The organism is Psychrobacter sp. ENNN9_III (assembly GCF_001462175.1).
Classification (GTDB): Bacteria; Pseudomonadota; Gammaproteobacteria; order Pseudomonadales; family Moraxellaceae; genus Psychrobacter.
Window position 1 is genome coordinate 34,062 of record NZ_LNUO01000022.1, and the last position, 18,142, is coordinate 52,203.

An 18,142-nucleotide genomic window follows, 5' to 3' on the forward strand; every position below is an offset into this window, starting at 1 on the left:
GATTGAGCAAAAAAGGTAAATAACTTAAGGAGTGCCCCCTACATGCCTAGCACTGAGGCAGACACTATCGCTGTTGATCCATCTACAACGCCCGATGAGCTGACGTATCACAGTATTATTAATTCAGCAAATGAGATACTGGTCGGTTTTTTTGAGCGTATACCGCATTTTGTAGCGTCAATTATCGTTGTCCTAATTTTTTGGTTTTTATCGATAATCTTCAAAAAAATCGTTCATAAACTATTGGGTAGTCGGAGTCGACATCAAAATCTGGTCAAGGTGTTTCAGCGGGTAGGCGGGGCACTGATTATTTTTATCGGCTTTATGATTGCGATGGTGATTGCGGTGCCAGGGTTTACGCCCGCCAAGCTGATTGGCGCACTCGGTATTGGCTCGGTGGCGATTGGTTTTGCGTTTAAAGATATTTTCCAAAACTTACTATCTGGTATCTTGCTGCTGCTCTCAGAACCATTTCGTATCGGTGATCAGATTGTCTCAGGCGATTATGAAGGGACCGTTGAGGATATTAAGATTCGTGCAACGACCATTAAGACTTACGACGGTCGGCAAGTGGTCATTCCAAACTCAGATCTTTATACATCAGCATTGACTGTCAATACAGCGTATAAGCAGCGCCGCCTGCAAGTGGCAGTCGGTATCGGCTATGAAGACGATATCGAGACGGCCAAAGCAGAGATTATACAAGCGCTAGATAAGGTAGAGAGCGTATCAACTAAGGCTAAGCCGAGCGTCATTGCAACCGGCTTTGGAGGCTCATCCATAGATCTGATGGTACGCTGGTTTATCGAAGATGGTACTCAAGCAAACAAAGTCGCCTCAATTCATCAAGTTATCGTCGAGATCAAGACAGCGCTGGATGCAGCAGATATCAATATTCCTTTCCCAATAAGGACGATAGATTTAAGCGATCCTTCAGTCAAAGCCATCGTCAATAGATTAAATGAACATCAAGCTGTTGATACCGATAAAGCAGCGAAATAGTTTGATTACAGCAAGGCCTCTGCTTTGGCCGCAATGTTTGTCTATGATGAGTAGTCTTTGCCTATGACTAAAAGAACCATTGCCCTTGGAGTCATGAAACTTAGCGTGGCTCAAAAAGAAGACCACAGTGCTTTAGATGCCTTAACTAAAGCAGCTATGGTTGAGTTTAATCAAGTTGTCCAAAATACGCTGGATATTGAGGTGTCGTCGTTTTCCTTTACAGGGCATAGCCTTACTCCTAGTAAGCAAGGCTACCAAGCCCTCGACTTTGTACAGATCGGTATCAACGAAAAGACTGAACGCAAACTGGCCTTTTTGCTTATCATTACAGATGTGGAGATTGCCGCCGCATCGATGTCCTACCTTCTTGCGCTGCCATCCCAGCTCACGAACGTGGCTGTGATCTCCACGCGCCGCTTGGTCGATCATGGAGAGGAAAAGCTTTTACAAAAAGGGCTTCGTACCGAGCGACTTACCACGCTAATGCTGCATTGCTTTGGGCGACTGCTCAATCTAAGCTATACAAAAGAGCCAACCAACTATCTGGCGCACGTGGAGATGTCAGGCGATCTTGACGCCATGCGGCATTTCACAGTGACTCAGCAGCAGCAGATGGTCAAAAATTTGCCGCAAGAAGCCAATGATCGTTACTCTAGGGGCAGTAAACTCACCTTTATCATACGTCACATCTTAGGCAACCTTCCTCGAATTTATCGCGGCGCTATCAGAGCCAAACCGTTACGCATCACCACCAAGCTGCCAACCATGATCGCAACAGCGCTCTCAGTGATTATTGTCCTTATATTTGGCGGAGAGACGTGGGATTTTGCAGCCTCAGTTTCCTATGGACAGCTGACAGTCTTTGTAATTACAAGTTTTTTGGCAGCCAGCTTTGTGCTCTACCGAGCTTTTTCTTTTCGGCTGATTGCAACAAGGCGGGGACAAACGTCAGAGAGTTCAGTGGTCACAGCGGCAGCCACCTATTTGGCACTGGTGCTGACCTTGATTTGTCTGTTTTTTATGTTTGGCGTGTTGATGTACGGTGTGGTGGTCTTTGTATTTCCGGATACGCTAATGAGCACGTGGACTTCTGATAAAGACGGCGCTACCTTTGCCGCCCATATGCGACTGGCCGCCTTTTTGGCAGCGGTGGGAGTGCTGTCAGGCTCGCTTGGTGGGTCGGCAGATTCTCGCTCTGTGGTACGCAACGTATTGTTTGCCGCTGACGAAACCTAGGAAATGACCGCACTGCTGACCCTTATACTTAATGAATCATAATAGCCAACAGCGCATTATTATTTATGGTTGAAACCATTTTAGTCGTCTTTTTTGACTCTAAAGTCTGTATGACATGATTTACAGCTTTCCCCAACTTGTCCAAAAGCAGGCTTAACGTCATCGACGCTAGTGGCAGTTTGCGCAGCAGCACTTAACTCAGCGGTCGCTTGTTGAAAGTTGTCGGCTTCCGCACGAAAACCATCGACGTTACTCCAGACAGCTTCAGTGGCATTACCTGTGGCTTCCTGGTTCTCAAAATGATCCCAAGGGTTTACCGCGTCTTCTGCCAAGAATGCCGCTTGTTCTTTAAATATTTCTGTATCAAAGGTATCAGGAGCCTTGACCATATCACCCATCACGCCCATTGCATCACCCCAGCTTTTCATGCTGTCTTGACGAGCTTTGACATCAGGATCCACAGAATTGCTACAGGCGCTTAGACCTAAGGCTGCTGCCATCAATGTGATACCAAAGACTGATTTTAATGATTTATTCGTTTGAGCTTTTAGCATATGTATAACTCCTCTATGTATAACTCCTCTATGTATAACTATAAATAAGCCTGCAATCGTATGCCAGCTTTTGGGTTGTATTGACAGAATCTGCTGTCTAAATTTTATTATTTGTTGTGAGTAATTATTATTAAAGGATAATTACTGTCTTAAATGTAACCGTGATGACTATGAATGAGGTAGGTCACTTACGTACAATTTTGTAACTTTGCGTAACATTTTGACTACCTAACTCATTCAAAAAAAGAGCGCTGAGACAGTCGTCGTCAAGACTACAAGCTATAAGTAGGTTTACGTGCCCGATAATGCAAGCCAATCTCGCGGTTTTAGATAAAAATTGGTTAGCTCAAACTCTGATGTGCCTTCGATAGGTTCAAAACGGTAATGCCAGCTGGCAAGAGGCGGCATGCTCACCAAGATAGACTCGATACGTCCATTACTTTGAAGTCCAAACAAAGTACCGCGATCATAGACAAGGTTGTACTCGACATAGCGACCGCGACGATACAGTTGGAACTCACGCTGTTCATCAGTATAAGGGGTATCTTTACGTTGCTCAAAAATAGGCATGATACCTTCAAGGTAACCATTACCTACCGCTTTCATAAAGTCAAAGCAGGTCTCAAAATCCCAGCCACGACTCTCAGTATTGACGTCATCATAAAATAGACCGCCAATACCGCGCTGCTCATCTCGATGACGCAAATGAAAGTACTCATCACACCACTGTTTAAAGTCAGGATAGACGCTGTCACCAAAGGGCGCACACAGATCATGACAAACTTGATGCCAATGAACACAGTCGGCCAATACAGGGTAGAACGGCGTCAAATCAAAACCGCCCCCAAACCACCAAATAGGGTCTTCGCCTGCAGCTTCTGCAACGAACAAGCGCACGTTAGCATGGCTGGTAGGGACGTTTGGGTTTTTGGGATGTACGACTAGAGATACACCCATTGCTTGCGCTTTGCGACCAGCAATATCAGGGTGACGAGCAGTTGCTGAAGCTGGCAGGTTATGAACGTGGATATGACTAAACATAACACCGGCTTTTTCGATGACCTTGCCATCTGCTAAAACGCACGAACGTCCGCCGCCGCCTTCTGAGCGCTCCCAATCATCAGGAACAAAGGTTGCATCGCCGCCACCGTCGCGCTCTTGCGCTTCTAATGCTTGACAAATACGCGCTTGCAAATCAACCAAGAACTCACGTACACGCGCGATGTCATCGGAGGTTGGCGTGGTTTGGTCGCCTTTAGCGTCAGTGGTCTGTTTGGGGGTATTGTTTAGATTAGGAATGCTCATAAAAATTTCTATCACTATAGCCGTTGGTAAAGATTTTTGATGACAAGTTTATTTATTAAGATGAGCTTTGGTATAAAACTCTTTATCAAGCAGATGACCCATACGGTCACGTTTGGTTGCCAAATAATCAGCGTTGCTTTCATTGACGCCTACCAATAACGGCACCCGCTCGACGACCTTGATACCGTTGTCCGTTAAATAAGACACCTTGTCAGGGTTGTTGGTAATAAGACGAACTTCATCAACGCCTACATGAGCGAGCATAGGGCTACACATATCGTAGATGCGTGCGTCAGCAGGTAGTCCTAACATAAGATTGGCATCTAGGGTATCATGGCCTTGATCTTGCAGAGCATAGGCACGGATTTTGTTGGTCAAACCAATACCGCGACCTTCTTGACGCAAGTATAAAATAGCACCGTAGCCAGTTGCTTGTATTGCTTCCATAGCAGCGTTAAGCTGTGGTCCACAATCGCATTTTAACGAGCCAAAAGCGTCGCCTGTCAAGCATTCCGAATGGATGCGAACTAGGGGCGTTGGATGATCTGCTGACTTTGCATGAGGTTCTATAGAGTGTGTCTGCGTCGCGTTTTTTTCTAACAATGGGTTTACCACTGGCAGACCGACGCTAAGCATCACATGCTCTTGACCGTCTTCATTTTCAAACACATGAAGATCAAATTCACCGTGACGAGTGGGTAATTTTGCGCTGGTAATAAATTGATATGACATTGATGTCCTGCATAGGCCGATCATCGTGGCGGTAGATAGTATGATGGTCATAGTCGTAACGACTATGTGTCGAACAGCAGGATAAGCAAGCTGTATGTTTGCAAAACCCATGCTTATGATAACTATAACTATCTGGTTATCATTGTATAATGTTCATGATGACAATATCTTCAACGTGTTTGTGAGAAAAACACACAAAGTTCACAGACGACGCACGATGATTAAAGCGACAGTTTAAAAAAAATGCTATTATGCCATACTATTTTAACGGATACAGTGACAAGTCTTTGTCCTTACATTACTGTATCGTCATTTGTGCATAGTATGCAATATACGGTTATTGGCTTACTATTGTCATAGTTACTGTTATTTTATCGCTATGATAACGGTACATTTAAGCAAAGCATGTAAATGATTTCATGTAAATACTAATAAACAATGACGATGCGCTAAGCATATCGCAATCTATAAGTAATAGCAGTATATATTACCTAGCTATTGTAGATGGTTTCATAACACCGTATCAATATGATAGCGGTGTATGACGATATAGTAAGATGGCGCCTTGTCAGCAGCTTGGTAGGTATCGTACGATTTATGCAGCAGTCACCTTATTTTTTACAGTCTCAGTCAGCATCTGCGTCACCTCATACGTCGCTATCTACGCCATTGGCTACCGATTCTGCTGCACACCCATCAGGCTTGCAACAGACTTTTATGCAGATACCGCGCACGCGTCCTTGTACGCCGCTGCTTGATACGATAGATGCACCAGCAGATATCAAAGCCCTCAGCACTGAGCAGTTAATTGTGTTGGTCGATGAGCTGCGCTTGTTTTTATTGTATTCTGCGGGTCAAAGTGGCGGACATTTTGGTGCAAATCTGGGTGTGGTTGAGCTGACTATCGCTCTGCATTACTTGCTTAATACGCCCCAAGATCAGATTGTCTGGGATGTAGGTCATCAAGCGTATGCGCACAAAGTCCTTACTGGCCGACGCGATAAGATTAGTAGTATACGTGCTAAAGATGGTCTGACTGCGTTCCCTGAGCGGGCTGAATCTGTCTACGATACTTTTGGTGTGGGACATTCATCGACGTCTATCTCCGCAGGCTTGGGTATGAGCTTAGCACTACGTTACCAAGGGCGACCGCAGACGGTTGCCTGTGTGATTGGTGATGGGGCAATGACTGGCGGTATGGCTTTTGAGGCCATGAATGATGCTGTGCAACAAGATGCTGATCTATTGGTCATCTTAAATGATAATGATATGTCGATATCTTGCTCTATTGGTGGGTTTTCACGTCATTTAGCCATGCTCTGGGAGTCAGGTTATCAAGTTGATATCTCAGCTACAGGTGCACCAGTGCTGCGTCACCGCCCAAACATGCAAGCGTTTGATCGACGTAAACGTCATAGTGAACAACGTGATGTACCGCAGTTAGAAGACAATTTATTTAAAGCCATTGGTTTTACGTATTTTGGACCCTTTGATGGCCACAATATCCCTGAGCTATTGCGGGTATTGTCACTTGCCAAACAGGTAAAAGGGCCAGTATTGGTCCATATTTATACGACTAAAGGCAAAGGTTTTGCACCCGCTGAGGCCGATCCTGTCGGTTATCACGCCATTAGCAAATTACCTGCTGAAGACATAGTCGCCTGTGACTTTGTCAAAGAAAAAGCGACTATTGAAAGTAAAGCTGCCGAAGATAAGCTTGCTAAACTAAAGTACTCGCAAGTATTTGGGCAGTTTTTGTGTGATAAGGCGGCACAAGATAATAAGTTATTAGCAATCACTCCAGCGATGGAAGAGGGTTCTGGGATGATTGACTTTGCTCGTCAGTTCCCAGAGCGATTTTTTGATGTGGCGATTGCTGAGCAGCATGCGGTGACACTTGCAGGAGGCATGGCAACGCAAGGCGTCAAGCCCATTGTTGCGATATACTCCACCTTTTTGCAGCGTGGTTATGATCAGCTTATTCACGACATTGCACTACAAAATCTCGATGTGACGTTCGCAATCGATCGAGCCGGTCTTGTTGGAGAAGATGGTGCAACCCATGCCGGCGTATTTGATTTGGCTTTTCTGCGCTGCGTGCCCAATATGCTTATCGCGGCGCCAAAAGATGAAAACGAGTGTTATCATCTACTTAATACATGCTATGAGTATCAAGGTAGTACAGCAGTTCGTTATCCCCGTGGAACTGGAACTGGTGCGATGGTAAGCCGTCCGGCACAGAACTATAAGATAGGTCAAGCTGTGGTAGAGACCGTATTAGGAAATACCAGCGCTACTAATAAGCTTGCGTTATTGGCCTTTGGTACGATGGTTGCGACTGCTAAGCAAGCGGCCAAGATGTTGACAGCTGATGGTGCGACAAGCGATTGCCAAGTGCAAGTCGTCAATATGCGCTGGGTAAAGCCACTAGATACCAATTTGCTTGAGACGTTGATTGAGCAAGGTGTGACTCATATTGCGACATTAGAAGAGCATATGGTCATGGGCGGAGCAGGTAGCGCTGTCAACGAGTATTTGCTCAATGCGTCTGCTGCATTTGCTATTAGTCGTCCAGCTATTTGTAATATTGGTATTCCTGATCGTTTTATTGCCCATGGCTCACAAGCAGAACAATTGGCGGATTGTGGTTTAGACGCTCATGGCGTGGTCACACAGTTACAGCGTTTATTGACTTAGCTCAAAGCATGATAGTTTGGCGTAACACCTGCTTGCCGTAGGTGCTAATTTTTTTTACAGCTTGCATGATTTTTGATGGTAGCCATTAGCCATGGTAAGCCGAGTATTTATCATTTTTGTGTTTGATTTTGATTTTTTAGTATGTTTCGGTCAGTCTGTTTAAGACCGTATAAGAGAGGTATAGGATGGCAGACAATTGATATGCCACCCTGTGCAAGTAATAGTAATATCTGTAGTCTTCATTCATTTTATTTATTCAACAAGTAGATAGGTTATTTATGGAACCCATGGTCGTCATCGCAGCGCGTACTGCCGAAAAAGTCGGTGCAGAGATTTTACACGCGCATCAAAATCGTCACAAAATTGAGTTTGATACTGAGTCAAAAGGTATCGATGGCTTAGTGACACGCATCGATCGCTATAGTGAAGAACTCACTATCGAGACCCTCAAAAGCAATTACCCAAACCATTCGTTTTTGGGTGAAGAGTTTGGTATGCAAGAAGGCCGCGGTGAAGATGCAGATTGGTGCTGGATTATTGATCCTTTAGATGGCACCAAAAACTTCGTTCACGGAGTGCCGCAGTTTTGTGTGTCAATCGCTGTGCAGCACAAAGGCGTTACCCAGCACGGTGTGGTCTATGACCCTGTTCGTGATGAGATGTTCTCTGCTAGCCGCGGTAAGGGCGCGCGCCTAAACCAGCGCCGTATCAACGTAAGCGAGCGTAAGACCATCGATGGTGGGCTGTTTACGACTGGTCATCCGCTTGAGCGTCATCGTAATGGCGAAGTCATCTCTTATGCCAAAGAGCATTTTGAAAGCTTACAAAAAGTATCTGAGGCAGGTGGACAAATGCGTCGTTTGGGTTCGGCAGCACTTGATTTATGCTATGTGGCAGCAGGGCGCTTTGATGGTTATTTTGAGATGTCTATTAAGCCATGGGATATCGCAGCAGGTGAGCTTATCGTATCAGAGGCACGCGGCGTTGTGGTTGATCATACAGGCGCACATAACTCTATGAAGTCAGGTTCTATCTTTGCTTGCAACGTCAAACTATTAAAGCCGTTGATGCAAATAGTGGTACCAACATGGCGTGACGCTATATAGGATTTTGTACAGATAAGACTGTACTTAAAAAGTTATGTTTAAAAAGTTGAAAAAGCTGACTCTGTGATGGAGTCAGCTTTTTTCGTTATAATTTTATAAGATGAAATCGTTACTGTTATTTGTTATTCACGTAGTCCCAGCTGTTTTTCTTTGCTCACGTTTTCTAGTACAGCAAGCTCTTCTTCAATCAAGCCCAGCATATCTTGTACATGTGGCAACAGCTTGCTACAAGCGGTAATACAGAACTCTACTTTGTCTAAATAGCTGGCAAGAGTGATATTCATAGCCTGACCATCTAATATAATGGAAGCTGGGTACAAGGCTTTGAGCGGTGCGCCGTTCCAGTACAAAGGTTTTTTGGCACCAGGTACGTTAGAGATAATAAGGTTAAAAGCTTGTTTTTTGGGAAATATCCCTGTTAATAAATTGATACCTTCCCAAGCATAAGCGATGGCACTATAGTTGATTACCTGTGCTTGATTCATGCGCCGAAACCGACGTTTTCCGCTATTCATACTGCCATTAATCAGCTGTAGTCGACGTATGGGGTCATCTAAATGGGTGCCCAAATTTGCCAAAACAAATGAGATTTGATTGCCAGTGGCACTATCATCGCTGCGTAATGACATCGGTACAAAAGCAATCAAGGGTTTGTTGGGTAACGCATCGAGCTTTAGTAAATAACGCCGTATGGCTCCAGAGCAGACGGCAAGTATCACATCGTTCATACTGACATCGAGTTTGTCGGCGATGTCATCAAAGCGCTGCATGTCATAAGATTGCGCTGCGATACGCCGTGAGGCAGAGATACGCTGATTTAATATGCTCATGGGAGCATCAAAAGTGCCAACATAATCGTCTTTGCCATGATGCTTAAAGTTATCCAATAGTTCGGTAAATACGGGCTTAATGGTAGATAATTGCTCTTTTATAATGCGAGTCACAGAGCGCCCAGTGGGTAACAGAGCATCTACTTGATTACGATGGCGTGCCATTAGTGACCATACTGGCAACGTCATAGGTTCGTTTGGTGACTGCGAGAGCGACTTTTGGATCAGACGCATGGCAGCGATACCATCGACCAATGAGTGATGAATCTTAAAGTATAGAGCGAAGCGCTCAGGACTATCGTCAGTTTCTGGTTGGATGCCCTCAATGACGTGGCATTCCCATAATGGCATGGCACGATCAAGTAAGCGCCCATGCTCTTTTGAGACGTACATCAGTAGCTCACGGACGCGGGAAGGTCTTGGCAGGGCGACATGACGAAAGTGATGCTCAACATCAAAATCTTCATCTTGCTTCCAAAATAACAACCGCTCAAGTACCTGATTGAACGGAAAGCTTGGAGGTACTTGAGAGGTTTGCATTTGTCTGACCAACTGATAAACAAAATCACCCTCTGCATTTTGCGCATCGACTGGCAGTTCAAACAAAAACAGTCCACCCACATGCATAGGCTGTTTACGTGACTCAAGAAGTAAAAATAACTGATCAACTGCCGTCAGTAATCGCATGGGGTGTCCTTTAGGGTCAATGAGTAAGGTCAATGAGCTGCGTATGACAAGTAGCCTGTCGGCACATCGATATGAACAGCGGTTAAGTTAAGTATATAATCGACTGGGTATCAAAACCATTTTATTGGAAAAAGTAACCAGTTTGTGGCGAGCTGGCTTGTGCCATCTTACGCATGGGCATCCGTCCTGCCAAAAACGCCTCACGACCTGCCCAAATAGCGTGTTTCATAGCATGAGCCATCATTACTGGGTTTTGAGCATTGGCAATCGCTGAGTTCATGAGTACACCGTCACAACCAAGCTCCATGGCAATAGCCGCATCAGAAGCGGTACCAACGCCAGCATCAACCAATACTGGTACCTTAGCGTTTTCTATGATAAGGCTGAGCGTATGACGGTTGAGGAGTCCAAGACCAGAACCAATAAGGCTGCCAAGCGGCATAATCGCCACACAGCCCATACTCTCTAATTCTTGCGCGACAATAGGATCGTCTGATGTATATACCATTACCTCAAAACCATCATCGATCAGCACTTTTGCCGCTTTTAAAGTCTCCATAATATTAGGGTACAAACTGTTTTCGTCACCCAATACTTCAAGCTTGACCAGATTATGACCACCCAATAGCTCACGTGCAAGTTTGCAAGTTCGAATCGCTGTCTCAGCATCAAAGCAACCGGCAGTATTGGGTAAAATGGTATATTTATCGGGCGAAATCACATCTAACAAGTTCGGCTCATCACTGTTTTGACCAATATTGGTACGACGAATAGCGACGGTGACTATTTCGGCCGCTGAGGCTGCAATAGCGGTTCCGGTCTCAGCCATATCTTTATATTTACCAGTGCCGACCAGTAGGCGTGATGAAAATGTGCGACTACCAACAGTAAAGGTATCTTGAACAAGGGGAGTATTTTCAGTAGTAGTTTGAGTCGTGGCTTGAGACATATCTGAAATCCTAATAACGGGCGGACTATAAAAGACAAAAGGCGTAAGCGACACTAATACAAGTAGTACAAAGTTAGCATCGAGAGATGATAATAATAAACGCTTATCGAGACGTAAAACGACGTAAAAGCTTTGTTAATGATATAAAACAAAATGTTATTATAACAAACTCATAAGCGCTTACCGATAAACTTTACTTAGTTTAATCATTTAAGTCTAAGACATTTATGTTAGATACTGCCTACTTTTTAAAGACGTTAGCGCCTTTATTAAAGAGGCCAAGCACTTATTATTTGTTTCTTACCCACTCTATTTTTATCAGGTCGTTTTTATGATGCAACTGCCGTACAGTTTTGCAAAACGCCATCAGCTCTTAATCGTTTTAGCGATGGATGCTGAGCTGCCACCGACGTTGGTATTGACCAAAGCCACACCGCTTTCTGCCATCAATGAAGCTGTGCGATTTTTGCAGCAGCAAGGCGTACGCGGTATGCCTGTTTATGACAGCATCAGCTCGGATGAGTTTGAAAAACGTCTGAATGCAGCTTACGCAGGCAATACGGGTGAATCCCAGCATATCGCCGCCGGTCTTGAAGATCATCCAGATCTGGACAGCTTAGCAGATAGTGTGCCTGAGACCGAAGATTTGATGGATCAGCAAGATGACGCGCCTATTATACGACTCATCAACGCGCTATTATCAGAAGCGATTCGTCTTAATGCTTCAGATATCCATATCGAGACTTTTGAGAAGCGTCTGGTTGTCCGTTTTCGGGTGGATGGGGAACTCAAAGAAATCATTACGCCCAAACGTCAATTGGCTCCGCTTTTGGTCTCACGGATCAAGGTCATGGCCAAACTCGACATCGCAGAAAAACGTGTGCCACAAGATGGGCGTATCAGTTTACGGCTAGCAGGGCGTGAGGTCGATGTGCGGGTATCAACGTTGCCTTCAAGTTTTGGGGAACGCGTGGTCATGCGTTTGTTAGATAAGCAAGCAGGCCGCCTCAATATGACTTATCTTGGGCTTGCAGACAATGACTATACTGAGCTTAAACGCTTAATTCATCGTCCGCATGGCATTATTTTGGTGACAGGTCCTACGGGTTCAGGTAAGACGACGACCCTATATGCTGCATTGACTGACTTAAACGATCAGACACGTAATATCTTAACGGCTGAAGATCCTATCGAATTTCAGCTTGATGGTATTGGACAAACCCAAGTGAATAATAAAGTAGATATGACTTTTGCCACCAGTCTGCGCGCGATGTTACGTCAAGATCCAGATGTGGTCATGGTTGGTGAAATTCGAGATATTGAAACTGCTGAGATTGCAGTACAAGCGTCATTAACAGGGCATTTGGTGTTATCAACATTGCATACCAATACTGCTATCGGTGCGGTGACTCGCTTGCAAGATATGGGGGTAGAGCCGTTCTTATTATCGTCTTCACTCATTGGCGTAGTCGCGCAGCGCTTAGTACGTACCCTTTGTTCGCATTGTCATACGTGGCAAACTGCAGATAGTGAGCAAGCAAAGCTGTTTTCTGAGATTGGTATTGAAACCGATTCTAAAGATTCAGTGACGACAGCAATCAAGCTACCAAAGCCCGTTGGCTGTGACAAGTGCAATCAGTCTGGGTTTAAAGGACGAACAGCGATATATGAAGTCGTACCAATTGATGATACGTTAAGACGTATGATTCATAGTAATACTGCGGAGTATGAGCTTGAGTCTTATGCTCGTCAAAAGACTCCATCGATTCGTGCTGACGGTTTGCATAAAGTAATAGCAGGACAGACGACATTAGAAGAAGTACTACGAGTAACCAAAGAAAGCGCCCTAACTGAGGACGCTATCATTGTGTAATTGGGGCTATTATTTTGCTGCCATACATTCAACTTCAACGCTAGCACCTGCGGCCAAGTCTTTGACACCAAATGCTGAGCGCACAGGGTAGGGTTTGGCAAGTTTGGCTTTATAGACTTCATTGAACGCGTTAAAGTCGTTCATATCAGTCAGCATCGCCATACATTTGATAAGGTCAGACTTTTGATAGCCATATTGTAGCAATACGTCGTTGATATTGTCTAACGTTTGCGCGGCTTCGGCTTTGATACCACCTTCTACCAGTTTGCCATCTTTAAAACCAATTTGTCCTGACATATATAAGGTGTCACCAACTCGAACAGCACTAGAGAAAGGATAGTCACCGCCATCACCTAAAAAGACAGGTTTAGACTTGGTCATAGTAGCTGCGTTGGTAGTTGCTGCCGGAGCAGCATTTGCACTAACGGCCAGTCCAAATGAGCAAGCACCCACAAAAAATGCCTTGGATAGGCAGCTGACAAATTGATTGGTAAGTTTGGACATTATTGACTCCTTATTACTGATTATTTACGTTATCGTTTACTGGTTATTTACTATTAATAGAAGATAGGTTTTCAGTTTCAGTTTCAGTTTCAGTTTCAGTTTCAGTTTCAGTTTTGTTGTCAGCGTCAGTTGCTTTATCAAAAAATTTGCCTTGGCGACGTGCTTCTAATTCAGCCTTAGGTATCCATGCCCATGTCATCTCAACCGTAATGGGATCACGCACGCTGTCAGACTCGCGATCGTTGATGACGCATGGGATGACCATCTCGCCTTTGGGTGTATCTAAAATTTCTGAACGCTGTTCATCACTTAAAGTAGCGACCGCTGCTACTTGACCTTTTTTAAGCGGTCGATAAAAATTTACAGAATAAGATTTGATCAACAGCACACGATCTGAGGGTAGGTTTAACCCTAAGATAAAGCCTTGGCAGTCTCAGCAAGTAGCGTAACAGCGACCGCATGAATAGAGCCAATATGGTTTTGTACAGGTTTATTATTGTGTAAGCTGACCACCACTTGATTGGGCTCTACGGTTTCGTAGTAGACGCCAGTGGTACCTACATAAGGCACGACTTTACCAAAGGCTTTGGATAAAATAGTCGAGCGTGCACCAGCAGGTAAATACTTGGTAATAGATAAAAGCTTGGTAAATTGATTGTTTACTGGCTTAAGCGAACTAGGAGTCGATGGCGTGTTTGTTTGAGAGGTTAGCGCGTCAGATATTTTTTCGGGCAACTTAGCTGGTATCTTGGTCGATAATTTATTGGGTAGCTTATTTAACAATCCTGACATACAAAGTTCCTCAAATTAATCTGTTTGGGCATTTTTGGATAATGAATAAAGCAATACAAGTAAAGCTGCGTCATGAGTTGTCATACTGTTATCTTGCAACTGCCTAATACTTGCATCTCATTAATATTAGTACCATAAACCACCACGCACACAAAATAGTAGTAACGTAACCGGTGGAGAGTTGCAAACCAAAAACCTATTGTTTTTATCAATTGTTTTTAATATTGAGTTAAGTTATGAATGACAGACCCATTAGCGAGCCTACCAATATTATTTATACGGGCGTCGCAGGTACAGGCAAGACTTATCGCTTGTTACAAATCGCCAAAGAGTATACGCATTATTTGCCCATCACGGATGGCAATGAGCTGTTGTCGCAGTTGCTCTTTGAGCTTAGCTGGCGCGATGTGGTGTGTCTGATATTTTTGGACTTTAAAGCACAGCAAAAAGATTTAGTAAAAGTACCTGAAGTCGTCAATCATGAGTTTTTTATCGCTAAGGCGGCACAAAATGCACGTGAAAAAAACCTAAGCAATACAGCATGGTCAGTGCTACAAATGCACAGTTCGGCCAGCTCAAAAACAGTGACCTATAAAAACCGCGCAAGCCAAGCTTACTTTGATAAAGATGAAAGCGGGGCATGGCACCTACTGCCAGAGAGTATGACGTTATTGACTCAGTTATCGCAGCAGCTAGGCGAGTTTCGACAAGCGCAACAAGACAATCAGTCTGTACAAAAGCAGCGCTATAGTATGGTCAGCTTTCATCAAGCCTATGGCTATGAAGAGTTTGTCGAAGGTATTCGCCCGGTGATGAGCGGTGATGAACCAAGAGGGCAGGGTGCTCAAATCAATCGCCAAACAAGCGAACAAGGGACTAGCAATCAGATGCGCTACGACATCCAAGACGGGGCCTTTTTAAAGCTTTGTAAGCGCGCTGCTAATGATCCTGAACATCGTTATGCCATGCTCATCGACGAAATCAACCGTGCCAATGTCTCCCGAGTATTTGGCGAGCTGCTTAGTCTGATCGAGCCTGACAAGCGCAGCGGGCAACCAAACGCGATGCAAGTAAATTTGGCTTATTCTGGGCGAGTCTTTAGCGTGCCTGCCAATGTCGATATTTATGCAACAATGAATACGCAGGATCACTCGTTAGCGCCGCTTGATATGGCACTACGACGTCGCTTTCGCTTTATCGACTGTCCACCGCAGCCTGAATTGCTGCCCATTATTCGCGTTTTAGATCCTACAGATGCGCATCAACGCTCAGATAAGCATGAGTCATCAGCAGAGGTGGATTTGGCCAAGCTATTAAGAGGGCTGAACCAGCGTATCACGCAAACGTTGGGACAAGAGGCGCAACTTGGTCATGCCTTTTTATACTCGGTAAGGAGTTTAGCGCAGCTACGAACAGTATTAGTAGAACAGATTATTCCACAACTGGCACAAGCTGTTGGCGGGCAAGTGTCTTTATTACAGTATCTATTTAATGATGAGCAGCGGCCAGTAACATCGCAGTTTATTCATGACAGTCAACGCAGTCTGTCTCAATCGTCAACTAGAGACCATCAAAACCCTATGTTTGCTGAACAAAATGCGTTTGTAGGCTCAATGATGGCATCTGCTAGCTATACTATCAATCCAGAGCTTCTGACGCAGACTGGCGAGTTTGCCAAACCTTATGTCTATCAACGTCTGTATTAATTTTAATGAAACATATATCAATAAACAGTCATTATTATAGCGCTGGATGCTCAGCTTCAAAGGCATCTTCTGACTCAAATACAGCGGGTCACGCTACTATGAGCGTGTTTGAACATCAACGCTTGGTTGCAGAGGACTTTATTGATGTCGATGATTTTACTTGGCTGCTTGCGCAAGAATTTACGGTATTTACCATTAAGCGCCAACGCGGACAATGGCAGCTCAAAGTGGGTCACTATATCGGTATTATTTTGCTGCCAAGCGGCATTACGCTTGAGATACTGCCCAAAGTAGCGGCAGTCACGCAAAAAAACACCCTTACCCAAAGCGATGAACTCATGCGGACACGTCAATGGGTACAAATGATGCTGACTGATTTGATGACTATACCTAATAGACATCACAAGCTGCCGCACACCAAAACCTTAGGCCAGCTCAGTCAGCATCTCACGCCACTATCGACACAAACGCCGCCACTGTCACAATGGCTCATCAGACAGTTTTTGCAGCTATTGTCCGATTATCAGCCAACCAAGCAGTATCAAACACAAAGCCAAAACCAGTCAATGCTACAAGGTAAGCTACTCGTTAAAGAGCAGCTAAAGCGTAATAGCTATCAGCCTCATAAGTTTGTCTGTGAGGTAAACCAACTAAGCACCGATATGCTGGTCAATCGTCTGATAAAAAGTGCTTTGGTTTTTCTTGAGCAGCTGGTAGGCGCGTCTCAAGCCTATCAACCACAGTCTATGTCGTTGTCCGCCGCGTTACTGTCTAAGCTGGTGTGCTGGCGACAGATTACTGTGCTTAGCCACTACGAGCGGCAAAGACTGAGTTCTCTTTATCAGATGGCAAAGCAGCAGCTAACCTTACAGCCATTGTCTCGGTTGCAGCGGCACTCTGTAGATAAACTATTAGATCTGGCGTATTGGCTACTTCAAATGCAGTACTCAACTTTGCCTACAGGTAATGGTGTTAACTACAAAGGTGAACAGTTAAGCCTATGTTTACTGATTAATATGAACCAAGCTTTTGAGCAGTGGGCAAGCTTGCGTCTTACGCAGCTGTTTGAGCAGTCTACCAGTATCAACCAGCCTATTTACCAAACATTTACTCAGCAAAAAGATGTATGGCTTCGAGATGCTACAGGGCAGACATGTCTGTCTATACAGCCAGATTTATTGATTTATAATACAGCTACCGAAGCAAATAGCCAAAAGCAGCACACCAGTAAGGCGAATGCTAACACCACTCACTGTAGTCACGTCATTGATATCAAATGGAAGGCACTGACTCATGCGCGTGATATTAGCGCTACTGATGCGTATCAGCTGATCAGTTATGCTCAAGCTTACCAAGCTAAGCAAGTTTGGCTGGTCTATCCGGTCATGGATGACACCACTCAACCAGTCGCACTTCAGCAGTCTATTGACTCTATAGAGTCGAACCACGCGACACTATGGGTCATGCCTTTTAATGTTACGACTGGAACGCTTAATAAAACTACTTTGAGCGCCTAAAAAATTTAGGCGATTAAAAGCAAATATTATGCAGATATCTGTGCAAACAATTCGTTGATAAAGAACTTAGTCAAAATTGATGAAAATAATTAAAAATAGGTGTTGACACTACCGACTATAAGTCTTAATATATGCACCTCGATAGCGAGGAACATTAACAAGTTAGCGGTACTGCCAATAACGAGTTAAGTGACAAAACTAGCGAGATAATAGAGAATATCGGAGTGTGGCGCAGTTTGGTAGCGCATCTGGTTTGGGACCAGAGGGTCGTAGGTTCGAATCCTATCACTCCGACCATCTATTTTAAGAGCCTTACAGGCTTTTTTTTATGTATAATAGTTTTGTTCGTAGCATTACGAATTATACTTAATACGTAAAAGCCCTTAAGAGCGCCTGTAGCTCAGTTGGATAGAGCACCTGCCTTCTAAGTAGGTGGTCGCAGGTTCGAGCCCTGCCAGGCGCGCCATTTAGCCTGCAAATCTTGCCTTCCTTGGCAATAGTTATGGCGGTTGTAGCTCAGTTGGTAGAGCCCCGGGTTGTGATCTCGGTTGTCGTGGGTTCGAGTCCCATCAGTCGCCCCAATTTTTATTTGATATATCTGCTTTTACATACATAAATTGCCCTCGTTGGCATTTTTTTTCGTCTGCGTTTT

General features: G+C 44.5%; 15 protein-coding genes and 3 tRNA genes. 10 read left to right on the plus strand and 8 right to left on the minus strand.

The features are described 5' to 3' along the window. Positions 1–42: 42 nt before the first annotated feature. On the plus strand, positions 43–1,002 hold the full coding sequence (locus PENNN9_RS01430) for a mechanosensitive ion channel family protein (RefSeq protein WP_058367989.1): 960 nt from the start codon (positions 43–45) through the stop codon (positions 1,000–1,002). Positions 1,003–1,065: 63 nt separating this feature from the next. Further along, a complete protein-coding gene (locus PENNN9_RS01435; protein WP_143505708.1) occupies positions 1,066–2,238 on the plus strand; it encodes a hypothetical protein in 1,173 nt (390 codons plus the stop codon). A gap of 80 nt (positions 2,239–2,318) precedes the next feature. Here the strand turns inward: PENNN9_RS01435 and PENNN9_RS01440 are convergent, their stop codons facing one another. The 3 genes from PENNN9_RS01440 to ribA all read right to left on the minus strand — a co-directional run bounded on the left by PENNN9_RS01440 (position 2,319) and on the right by ribA (position 4,829). Next, complete coding sequence (locus PENNN9_RS01440; RefSeq protein WP_058367991.1) at positions 2,319–2,792, minus strand: c-type cytochrome; 474 nt, start codon at positions 2,790–2,792, stop codon at positions 2,319–2,321. A 291-nt stretch (positions 2,793–3,083) separates the two neighbouring features. Beyond that, a complete protein-coding gene (gene hemF / locus PENNN9_RS01445; RefSeq protein ID WP_058367992.1) occupies positions 3,084–4,097 on the minus strand; it encodes an oxygen-dependent coproporphyrinogen oxidase in 1,014 nt (337 codons plus the stop codon). A 48-nt stretch (positions 4,098–4,145) separates the two neighbouring features. Beyond that, positions 4,146–4,829 carry a GTP cyclohydrolase II gene (gene ribA / locus PENNN9_RS01450; RefSeq protein ID WP_058367993.1) on the minus strand — a complete coding sequence of 228 codons (684 nt, stop codon included), beginning with the start codon at positions 4,827–4,829 and terminating at the stop codon, positions 4,146–4,148. A gap of 597 nt (positions 4,830–5,426) precedes the next feature. Between ribA and dxs the strand changes: the two genes are divergently transcribed. Then, entirely contained in the window at positions 5,427–7,526 is a 2,100-nt protein-coding gene (dxs, locus tag PENNN9_RS01455) for a 1-deoxy-D-xylulose-5-phosphate synthase (protein WP_082637945.1), read from the plus strand. A 278-nt stretch (positions 7,527–7,804) separates the two neighbouring features. Further along, on the plus strand, positions 7,805–8,632 hold the full coding sequence (locus tag PENNN9_RS01460; protein WP_058367994.1) for an inositol monophosphatase family protein: 828 nt from the start codon (positions 7,805–7,807) through the stop codon (positions 8,630–8,632). 122 nt (positions 8,633–8,754) lie between these two features. Here the strand turns inward: PENNN9_RS01460 and PENNN9_RS01465 are convergent, their stop codons facing one another. Together PENNN9_RS01465 and PENNN9_RS01470 are read right to left on the minus strand one after the other, a co-directional pair. Beyond that, a complete protein-coding gene (locus tag PENNN9_RS01465) occupies positions 8,755–10,149 on the minus strand; it encodes a WS/DGAT/MGAT family O-acyltransferase (RefSeq protein ID WP_058367995.1) in 1,395 nt (464 codons plus the stop codon). Positions 10,150–10,270: 121 nt separating this feature from the next. Next, entirely contained in the window at positions 10,271–11,098 is an 828-nt protein-coding gene (locus tag PENNN9_RS01470; RefSeq protein ID WP_058367996.1) for a thiazole synthase, read from the minus strand. Between the two features lie 331 nt (positions 11,099–11,429). On the opposite strand from PENNN9_RS01470, the gene gspE reads away from it, so the two are divergent. After that, on the plus strand, positions 11,430–12,971 hold the full coding sequence (gene gspE / locus PENNN9_RS01475) for a type II secretion system ATPase GspE (RefSeq protein WP_058367997.1): 1,542 nt from the start codon (positions 11,430–11,432) through the stop codon (positions 12,969–12,971). A 9-nt stretch (positions 12,972–12,980) separates the two neighbouring features. Here the strand turns inward: gspE and PENNN9_RS01480 are convergent, their stop codons facing one another. Genes PENNN9_RS01480 through PENNN9_RS13525 form a run of 3 tightly spaced genes read right to left on the minus strand, consistent with a single transcriptional unit; the run spans position 12,981 to position 14,267 of the window. Further along, positions 12,981–13,475, minus strand: a complete 495-nt coding sequence (locus tag PENNN9_RS01480) for a RidA family protein (RefSeq protein ID WP_058367998.1) — start codon at positions 13,473–13,475, stop codon at positions 12,981–12,983. 43 nt (positions 13,476–13,518) lie between these two features. Beyond that, positions 13,519–13,857 carry a hypothetical protein gene (locus tag PENNN9_RS13520; protein WP_319822879.1) on the minus strand — a complete coding sequence of 113 codons (339 nt, stop codon included), beginning with the start codon at positions 13,855–13,857 and terminating at the stop codon, positions 13,519–13,521. A gap of 29 nt (positions 13,858–13,886) precedes the next feature. Next, the gene (locus tag PENNN9_RS13525; protein WP_319822880.1) at positions 13,887–14,267 is read right to left on the minus strand and encodes a DUF4442 domain-containing protein; all 381 of its coding nucleotides are present in this window, start codon (positions 14,265–14,267) and stop codon (positions 13,887–13,889) included. Between the two features lie 236 nt (positions 14,268–14,503). Here PENNN9_RS13525 and PENNN9_RS01490 point away from each other — a divergent pair, with 236 nt between their 5' ends. From PENNN9_RS01490 to PENNN9_RS01510, 5 genes are all read left to right on the plus strand, one after another. After that, positions 14,504–15,973, plus strand: coding sequence for an McrB family protein (locus PENNN9_RS01490; RefSeq protein WP_058367999.1), 1,470 nt, complete (start codon positions 14,504–14,506; stop codon positions 15,971–15,973). A 98-nt stretch (positions 15,974–16,071) separates the two neighbouring features. Then, positions 16,072–17,490 (plus strand): McrC family protein, encoded by a 1,419-nt coding sequence (locus PENNN9_RS01495; RefSeq protein WP_058368000.1) that lies wholly within the window; start codon positions 16,072–16,074, stop codon positions 17,488–17,490. Positions 17,491–17,710: 220 nt separating this feature from the next. Further along, positions 17,711–17,787, plus strand: a tRNA-Pro gene (locus tag PENNN9_RS01500). Positions 17,788–17,879: 92 nt separating this feature from the next. After that, positions 17,880–17,956: transfer RNA gene (locus PENNN9_RS01505), tRNA-Arg, on the plus strand. Between the two features lie 39 nt (positions 17,957–17,995). Beyond that, positions 17,996–18,071 (plus strand) — tRNA-His (locus PENNN9_RS01510). The last annotated feature ends 71 nt before the right edge of the window (positions 18,072–18,142 follow it).